Here is a 1,496-nt window from a genome sequence, read left to right on the forward strand (position 1 = left end):
CAGCACCCACGACCTATTCCTGGAGGTCCGGCGCGTCCTTCATGCCTGAGAGTTCGGTCATTGGGCACAGCAGCCGCGGTCGCGCGGGATCGGAGATGTCGAGCTTGTCCCAAGGAATGCGGTATAGACCGTCGCGGCGGCGCAATCGGAAAAGATCCAGCACCGCCACGCCTATGGCCGAAGCCGAAAGACGCTCGAAAGCAGCGTAGACCCCGACGTGGAATTCGGTGACGACGAAATCGTCACCATCCCGTTCGGCGCGGATCTCCTCGATATAACCGACATTCTTGCCGCGCTGCGAGAGTACGCGCCGCCCCGCCAGATGCTCGAGATTGACCGTGATCATCATCAAGCTCCCGGAATGCGCCCGATGATATGGTCGCGCAACCAGTCCTGCCAGGCGAAGATCGACGTTTCTCGCACATCGATGTCGAACTCGATATCGATGCCGATATCTTTCACCTTGCGCCAGGCGATCCGATGAGGTTCGCCATGCTGCTTGCCACCCAGCTTGACCGCGAGCCGCGCCATCCAGCGCCCGGGCCGTGCGCCGAGGCGACGCGCCAGGGTGATGGAGCCGAGCTCGATGGCAATGATCCGAGGCGGCTTGCCAGGCCGCAACTGCGCCACCAAACCGTCGACCTTACCGACCTTGACCTGCTCGCGGTCGACCACCTGCTTGTCCAGGAGATCACGCAGCAACTTCATCATGTGCCTCCGAATATCTGCAGCGGGATGGTCACCACCGCCAGTACGAAGCCAAGCGCGATGATGAAGATGACGGCGGCATTTGACAAAATGCCGTTGCGATGCTCGCCGACATAACGTTTGTCGTTCAGCAGAAACAGGAACGGAACGACGGTCAGCGGAAGGCTGGCAGCCGTCAGCGCCATGGAAAAGATGGTGAGCCTCAGCGGGTCAAGACCAAGCGCGATGGGAATAGCCGCCAACAGCAATGATATCGTGTAGGTGGCGCTGAAACCCGGATCGTCGCGCGGCTTGCGATCCTCGCCCCAATTCCAGCCGAACCCTTGGGCCACAAGATAGGCCTGTTGCAACCCGACCTCGAGTGCGGCGCCGAAGCAGGCGATGGCGAGAGAAGCAACAAACAGCACGAAGCCCCAGAAGCCGAATATGGGGATCAGCATCAACGGCAGTTGGTGATAGTCGTCCACCTGGGTGACGCCATGCGTGGCGAGCACGAGAGCGGCCACGATCAACACGCCGATCGAGATGGTGCCCCCGAAGGTCATGCCCAACCCCGCTATGGCCCGATTGGCGCCGAGATAGCTTTTGTCCCACCGGTCCTCGATGGCCCCCGAGGAATAGAACATGAACAGGTAGGGCGATATCGAGGCGCCCAGAATGCTGACCGCCATGAACCAGTAATTGGCGGCATCGTGGACCGGCAGCGAAGGCACGGCGCCCCTTGCGACTGCCGTCCAATCAGGTCTCAGCATCACCGCTCCGACGACGAAACACAGCGTCACCAGACC

3 protein-coding genes are annotated in these 1,496 nt (G+C 61.2%); all 3 read right to left on the bottom strand.

The window, feature by feature from the left end; all coding sequences use genetic code 11:
* Window positions 1-13 precede the first annotated feature (13 nt).
* Window positions 14-346: a hypothetical protein gene (locus tag EN991_RS35810; RefSeq protein ID WP_013533179.1), complete on the bottom strand. Its 333-nt coding sequence runs from the start codon at window positions 344-346 to the stop codon at window positions 14-16.
* A 2-nt stretch (window positions 347-348) separates the two neighbouring features.
* Complete coding sequence (locus EN991_RS35815) at window positions 349-708, bottom strand: hypothetical protein (RefSeq protein WP_063171484.1); 360 nt, start codon at window positions 706-708, stop codon at window positions 349-351.
* A partial coding sequence (locus EN991_RS35820; RefSeq protein ID WP_164769643.1) for a divalent metal cation transporter occupies window positions 708-1,496 on the bottom strand: 789 nt, incomplete at its 5' end. The genes EN991_RS35820 and EN991_RS35815, both read right to left, overlap by 1 nt.

This window comes from Mesorhizobium sp. M7A.F.Ca.US.005.03.2.1, assembly GCF_003997795.1.
GTDB lineage: Bacteria > Pseudomonadota > Alphaproteobacteria > Rhizobiales > Rhizobiaceae > Mesorhizobium > Mesorhizobium ciceri.

Bases quoted from the DNA above. Each gene is read 5' to 3' on its own strand.
- EN991_RS35810 (WP_013533179.1), bottom strand. From the start codon at position 346: ATGATCACGGTCAATCTCGAGCATCTGGCGGGGCGGCGCGTACTCTCG.
- EN991_RS35815 (WP_063171484.1), bottom strand. From the start codon at position 708: ATGAAGTTGCTGCGTGATCTCCTGGACAAGCAGGTGGTCGACCGCGAG.